The following is a 6,203-nucleotide window of genomic DNA, read 5'->3' on the forward strand; positions in this document are numbered from 1 at the left end:
ATTTTGTCTAGTTTGGTTCACAGGCGCGTATCAGGGAGCTGAGCTGCGAGGGAGCTGAGCAGCGAGGGAGCTGAGCAGCGCATCGAGGTCCAGTTCGTCGTAGTCGCCGACGATCCGGACCACGTTGTCGAATTCGGCGAAGGCTTCGGCAGGCAGGGTGGACGTGATCACCACCGCGCGCATGCCGGCGCGGCGGGCCGCTTCCACGCCCAGCGGCGCGTCTTCGAACACGATGCAGTCGGCCGGATCGGCGCCCAGTTTTTCGGCCGCCTTCAGGAACACGTCCGGATGCGGCTTGCCCTGCTTGACGTCGGCCGCGCCGACCACGGCCCCGAAATGGCGGCGCAGGTCCAGTTCATCGAGCGTGAACACGATGTTCTTCGGCGGCGCCGAGGTTGCGACCGCAAGCTGCACGCCGCATTCGTCGGCGCGGGTCACGAAGGCGTCGAAACCCTGGATCGCGCGGCGGTGCGGACCGTACATCTCGCGGTACAGCGCATCCTTCTCGGCGGCCAGTTCGGCGATCTCGGCGTCGGTGACGTCCTCGCCCAGGCGCGCGCGCAGGATCTCGCGGCCCTGGGCGCCCGCGGTCTCGCGGAAGAAGGCCTCGGCCTCGTACTCCTTGCCACGGCGCGCGAAGAACTCGAGCCAGGACCTGGTGTGGAAGGCCATGTTGTCGACGATGGTGCCGTCCATGTCGAAGATGAAGGCGGCGGGTTTCCTCATCGTTTATACGCCCTGCTTCAGCGAGGCCGAAATGAAGTCGTCGAGGTCGCCGTCCAGCACGTTTTTGGTATTGCCGGTCTCGAAGCCGGTACGCAGGTCCTTGATGCGCGACTGGTCGAGCACGTAGGAACGGATCTGGTGGCCCCAGCCGACGTCGGTCTTCGAGTCTTCCAGCTTTTGCTGCTCGGCCATGCGCTTGCGCATCTCCAGTTCGAACAGTTTCGCGCGCAGCATGTCGAAGGCTTCGGCCTTGTTGCGGTGCTGCGAGCGGTCGTTCTGACACTGCACCACGATGCCCGACGGAGCGTGCGTCAGGCGCACCGCGGAGTCGGTCTTGTTGATGTGCTGGCCGCCGGCGCCGGATGCGCGGTAGGTATCGATGCGCACGTCCGCCGGGTTGATCTCGATTTCGAAGGATTCGTCGACTTCCGGATACACGAACAGCGAGGTGAACGAGGTATGGCGGCCGTTGGCCGAGTCGAACGGCGACTTGCGCACCAGGCGGTGGACGCCGGTTTCGGTGCGCAGGTGGCCGTAGGCGTATTCGCCCTCGACCTTGATGGTGGCGGTCTTGATGCCCGCGACCTCGCCTTCGGAAATCTCCAGCACCTCGGCCTTGAAACCCTTGCGTTCGCAATAGCGCAGGTACTGGCGCATCAGCATCGAGGCCCAGTCCTGGGCTTCGGTGCCGCCGGCGCCGGCCTGGATGTCGATGAAGCAGTTCGCATGGTCCATCGGATTGCTGAACATCCGGCGGAATTCCATCTGCTCGATGACCTTCTTGATCTCTTCGGCGTCGCCTTCGACGGAGGCGATGGTGTCGTCATCGCCTTCCTCGCGGCCCATGTCGAACAGGTCGCGCGAGTCGTTCAGGTCGGACCGGGCCTTTTCCAGCGTCAGGACGACGCCTTCCAGCGCCTTCTTTTCCTTGCCGAGTTCCAGCGCCCGTTTCTGGTCGTTCCAGACGGTCGGGTCTTCCAGTTCCTGGTTGACCTGTTCTAGTTTCTCTGACTTCCGATCGAAGTCAAAGATACCTCCGAAGTTCGGCTTCACGGCTGCTCAGGTCGTTCAGCAGGGCGGAAAGGGCATTGATGCGTTCAGCTTCCATGGTCGGTGACGTATTTTTAGTGGGTTGAATCGAACCGGAGATTATACCGCAGCCGGCGCCGTCGGCAGGGTTTCGGATGGTTTCCTTGCCGCTCTGCCGGCGCCTGACTTATCATGGACTCATGAAACACCGTCTCCGCCGCCCGCTCTGCCTCGTCCTGCCCACCCTCATCGTCTGCGCGCCCGCCCTCGCTGGCGGGCCGAAGGCCGGCGCCAGTGCCGAGCTGGCGGTGCTGGAAACCACCGACCTGCACTCCGCCGTGGTCGGCTACGACTACTTCAAGCTCGCCGACGATCCCTCGCTGGGCCTGGACCGTACCGCTTCGCTGATCGCCCAGGCACGCCGCGACTTCCCGAATACGCTCCTGTTCGACAACGGCGACACCATCCAGGGCAATGCGCTGGGCGACTACCAGGCCACCGTCGAACCGCTGCGCTGCGGGCAGTTGCTGGGCATTTATAAAGCGATGCAGAAGATCGGCTACGACGGCATCGGCATCGGCAACCACGATTTCAATTTCGGCCTGGCCTACCTGGGCCAGGTGACCGGGCAGCACCTGGACGTCGAGGGAGTACCGGACAAGCATTGCGCCGGGCCGGGCTTCCCGGTGGTGCTGGCGAATGTCTACAGCAGCAAGACGCACAAGCCGCTGTTCACCCCCTACCGCATCCTCACCAAGCGCATCAAGGCGGTGGATGCGAACGGCAAACCCTTCGAGGCCAGCGTCAAGGTCGGCATCATCGGTTTCACCCCGCCGGCCATCCTGAACTGGGACCGGCGCTGGCTGGAGGGGAAGATCTATACCGAAGGCCTGGTCGAAACCGCGCAACGCTACCTGCCCGAGATGCGCGCGAAGGGCGCCGAACTGGTCGTGGCGATCTCGCACGGCGGCCTGGACGACAGCCCGTATTCGCCGACGATGGAAAACGGGAATTACTACCTGGCGCAGCTCGGTGCCCAGGCCGGCGGCACGCGTGGTGGTATCGACGCGCTGCTGCTGGGCCATTCGCACCAGCCCTTCCCGAATCCGTCCAGCAGCGTCGCGCAGTTCAACCTGGCGCACGTCGACAAGGTCAAGGGCAGGGTGTTCGGCGTGCCGACCGTGATGGCCAACCTGTGGGGCAAGAACCTGGGCGTGGTGCGCCTGCAGCTGCGCTACGACGGCAAGCGCTGGCATGCCGACCGGGATGCCGCGATCGTCGAGAACCGCACGACCCAGCAGCCTGACAAACACTATGTCGCTCCCGATCCGCGGGTGATGGCGCTGGTGCGCGAGGAGCACGAAGCGACGATCCGCTACGTCAAGACGCCGATCGGCAGCGCGGACTTCCGCATGTCGACCTATTTCGCCGATGTCGGCGACGTCTCCGCGATCCAGGTCGTGAACCAGGCCCAGGCCGATTACGTGCGGCGCTACGTCGCGGCGAACCTGCCGCAATACGCGAAACTGCCGGTGTTGTCGGTGTCGGCGCCGTTCAAGAGCGGCTCGGCCGGCGCGGCCGACTATACCGATGTCGCGGCCGGCGACCTGGCGCTCAACAACGCGGCCGACCTGTACCTGTATCCGAATGCCCTCGCGGTCGTGAAGGTCGACGGCGCCGCCCTGAAGGCATGGCTGGAGAAGGCGGCGAGCCGTTTCAATACCATCGACCCGGACCAGACCACGCCCCAGGAGCTGGTCGACACGGGCTTCGCCGGCTATAACTTCGATACCGTCACCGCGCCGGAGCTCAGCTACGAGATCGACGTGACCCAGCCACCGGGCCGGCGCATCCAGAACCTGCTGCTGCGCGGCGCGCCCTTGGCGGCGGGCCAGGAATTCCTGGTTGCGACGAACAACTACCGCGCCAGCGGCGGCGGCAAGTTTCCGGGGCTGGACGGCAGCCGGACCGTATGGGCCTCGCCCGACGCCAGCCGCGACGTGCTGATCGCCTATATCAAGGAAGCGAAGCGCCTGACCCGCGCGGCCAACGGCGCCCAGCGCAGCTGGCGTTTCAAGAAGGTGCAGACGAAGGGGCCGGTGGTATTCCACTCGGCGCCGGGCAAGCTGGAACTGGCGCGCGCGGCCGGGCTGGACAACGTGTCGCAGCTGGCTGCGGACGATGGCCAGGGCAAGGGCTTCGCGCTGTACGCGGTCGACCTGGGGAAATAAAGAAGGCGCCGCGCACGGCGGCGCCGTTCAGAAACGCTGCGCGCGGCTGGACTGGATTTCGGCGGAGGCGATTGCCGCGAGGTCGAGCAGGCCCTGGACTTCCGAGGCGCGCAGGCGGCGCGGCTCGCGGTCGATCACGCACAGGGTGCCCAGCGGGTGGCCGGAACGGTCGCGCAGCGGCACGCCGGCATAGAAACGGATATGCGGATCCTGCTGGACCAAGGGATTGTCGCGGAAGCGTTGGTCGCCGAGGGCGTCTTCGACCATGAACAGCTCATCCTGCAGCACGGCATGCGAGCAGAAGGCCCAGTCGCGCGGGGTTTCGCGCGGCGCCAGACCGACCCTGGCCTTGAACCACTGGCGGGTCGAGGTCAGCAGCGAGATCAGGGCGATCGGTGAACCGGTCACCATGGTGGCGAGGCGCACGATACGATCGAAGCGGGCTTCCTCGTCGGTGTCGACCAGGCCGCTGGCACCGACGGCCGCGAGGCGGGCCCGCTCGTCGGCCGCCACCGGATACCTCGGCTCGGCCGCAGGCAGGAATTCCTTATCGTTGCTGGCAGCCGGACGCAGGTTGGGGTTGTCGTCCTTCCCATGCAGCAGGCCCTGGACCAGGCTCAGGCGGGTACGGCGATGTCCTCCCGGCGTTTTCCAGGATTCGATCGCGCCGCTTTCCATCCAGATCTGCACCGTGCTGGTGGCAACGCCCAACAGGCGTGCGACCTCGCTCGTGGTCATGACTGGATCGTCCGATTTAATATTGCTGTGCATAAACTTCCTCTTGTTCCACTAGTATAGCGGATAACTTTGTACGAATCTTTCTTTCTTCGAATTCCCTGGCGCCTGGCACCTTGCTCGCCTGTAAAAGTTTGTATTTCGCAACGGAAAATTGCTCAAATTCACGAAATAGTTTGCTGAGTTTGCCTATATCGGGCAGTCTTCCGTCATTTTCGTCAATTCATGTCTTGAAAAGACGCACATACATACTGGATGAGGGATGCGAGCGAGAATCAAGAATGTTGGAATATCAACAAAATTGTACGGCGCTTTCGCGCTCGTCGTGCTGGTCACGCTGGTGTTGGCGGTATTCGCCATTGGGCGCGTGAGCGGCATCGGGGATGCGCTGACGGCGGCCGACAGCCTGCGCAGGACCCGGCTGGAACCCTTGTACGACTTGCGCGAGGCGCTGGACCAGACCGGTATCGCAGCGCGCAACGCGTTCATTTTCAGCGACGCCGCCGAGGCCATGCGTGAACTCGACCTGGTCGATCAGCAGGTCGGCATCTACCAGGCGGCCCTGGCGAAGCTCGACCTTGCGCTGCAGGGCGACGCCCAGTACCTGAAGATACGTACAGAATTGGAAACCATGACCCGCGAACTCCAGCGTCCGCGCAAATACCGCACGACAGGGCAAATGGACGCTTTCGGCAGCTTCCTGGTCCAGGACTGTTCACCGCTGCGGCGCAAGATCGTCGCCGACGTCGACGTGCTGCTCAAGCAGCTGCAGGCCGAGAGCGCCCGTGCCGGCGCCGCCGCCGGCGAGTCCGCGGGTTCGGCGCGCTGGACCATCGCCGGCCTGAGCGCGCTGTGCGTGCTGCTGGCGGCCGCCATCGGCCTGGCGCTAACGCGCAGCCTGTTGCGCGAACTGGGCGGCGAGCCGGCCTATGCGTCCAGCGTGGCCCATGCGATTGCCAGGGGCGAGCTGCAGCACAGCGTCGACACCCGCCGCTCCCGGCCCAGCAGCCTGCTGGCGGCGATGAGTGCGATGCGCGACAGCCTGTCCGGCATCGTCGGCAAGGTTCGCAGCGGCACGGACGCGATCGCGTCCGCTTCAGCCGACATCGCCACCGGCAACCTCGACCTGTCGCGGCGCACCGAGGCGCAGGCCGCCGAGCTTGCCCAGGTGGCCGGCGCCATGAAAGCGCTGATCGCCTCGGTACGCCGCAACGCCGCCTACGCGGCCGAGGCCAGCCGGCTGGCCTCGGCCGCGTAGGCGGCGTTGCGGCGTACCGAGGCGATCAGCGCTTTCATGGCGCCGGCCACCTGGGCAAGCTCGGCGGCCTGCGCCTCGGTGCGCCGCGACAGGTCGAGGTTGCCGGTGGCGATGTCGGCTGAAGCGGACGCGATCGCGTCCGTGCCGCTGCGAACCTTGCCGACGATGCCGGACAGGCTGTCGCGCATCGCACTCATCGCCGCCAGCAGGCTGCTGGGCCGGGA

5 protein-coding genes and 1 pseudogene are annotated in these 6,203 nt (G+C 65.3%); 2 read left to right on the plus strand and 4 right to left on the minus strand.

Going from position 1 to position 6,203, the window contains the following annotated elements:
• Positions 1–30 precede the first annotated feature (30 nt).
• Together ACI48D_RS14240 and prfB are read right to left on the minus strand one after the other, a co-directional pair.
• Positions 31–726: an HAD family hydrolase gene (locus ACI48D_RS14240; protein ID WP_435571893.1), complete on the minus strand. Its 696-nt coding sequence runs from the start codon at positions 724–726 to the stop codon at positions 31–33.
• A gap of 3 nt (positions 727–729) precedes the next feature.
• A protein-coding gene (gene prfB / locus ACI48D_RS14245; RefSeq protein ID WP_435571894.1) for a peptide chain release factor 2 occupies positions 730–1,834 on the minus strand; the annotation gives its coding sequence in 2 pieces (ribosomal slippage) (positions 730–1,752 and positions 1,754–1,834; 1,104 coding nt in all).
• A gap of 121 nt (positions 1,835–1,955) precedes the next feature.
• Here prfB and ACI48D_RS14250 point away from each other — a divergent pair.
• Entirely contained in the window at positions 1,956–3,986 is a 2,031-nt protein-coding gene (locus ACI48D_RS14250) for a bifunctional 2',3'-cyclic-nucleotide 2'-phosphodiesterase/3'-nucleotidase (RefSeq protein WP_435571895.1), read from the plus strand.
• A 27-nt stretch (positions 3,987–4,013) separates the two neighbouring features.
• Here ACI48D_RS14250 and ACI48D_RS14255 read toward each other — a convergent pair whose 3' ends face one another.
• Positions 4,014–4,724 carry a GAF domain-containing protein gene (locus ACI48D_RS14255; protein WP_435571896.1) on the minus strand — a complete coding sequence of 237 codons (711 nt, stop codon included), beginning with the start codon at positions 4,722–4,724 and terminating at the stop codon, positions 4,014–4,016.
• A gap of 298 nt (positions 4,725–5,022) precedes the next feature.
• Between ACI48D_RS14255 and ACI48D_RS14260 the strand changes: the two genes are divergently transcribed.
• On the plus strand, positions 5,023–5,979 hold the full coding sequence (locus ACI48D_RS14260; RefSeq protein WP_435571897.1) for a hypothetical protein: 957 nt from the start codon (positions 5,023–5,025) through the stop codon (positions 5,977–5,979).
• On the opposite strand, the pseudogene ACI48D_RS14265 reads toward ACI48D_RS14260, so the two are convergent.
• A pseudogene (locus ACI48D_RS14265) lies at positions 5,940–6,203 on the minus strand (methyl-accepting chemotaxis protein); the annotation flags it as partial. The gene ACI48D_RS14260 and the pseudogene ACI48D_RS14265 sit on opposite strands and share 40 nt — an antisense overlap.

It is taken from the genome of Massilia sp. LXY-6 (assembly GCF_051233485.1).
Lineage (GTDB): Bacteria > Pseudomonadota > Gammaproteobacteria > Burkholderiales > Burkholderiaceae_D > Telluria.

What these genes read in the sequence shown, in the direction of transcription:
- ACI48D_RS14240 (WP_435571893.1), bottom strand. Translation starts at nt 726, where the DNA reads ATGAGGAAACCCGCCGCCTTCATCTTCGACATGGACGGCACCATCGTC.
- ACI48D_RS14250 (WP_435571895.1), top strand. Translation starts at nt 1,956, where the DNA reads ATGAAACACCGTCTCCGCCGCCCGCTCTGCCTCGTCCTGCCCACCCTC.
- ACI48D_RS14255 (WP_435571896.1), bottom strand. Translation starts at nt 4,724, where the DNA reads ATGACCACGAGCGAGGTCGCACGCCTGTTGGGCGTTGCCACCAGCACG.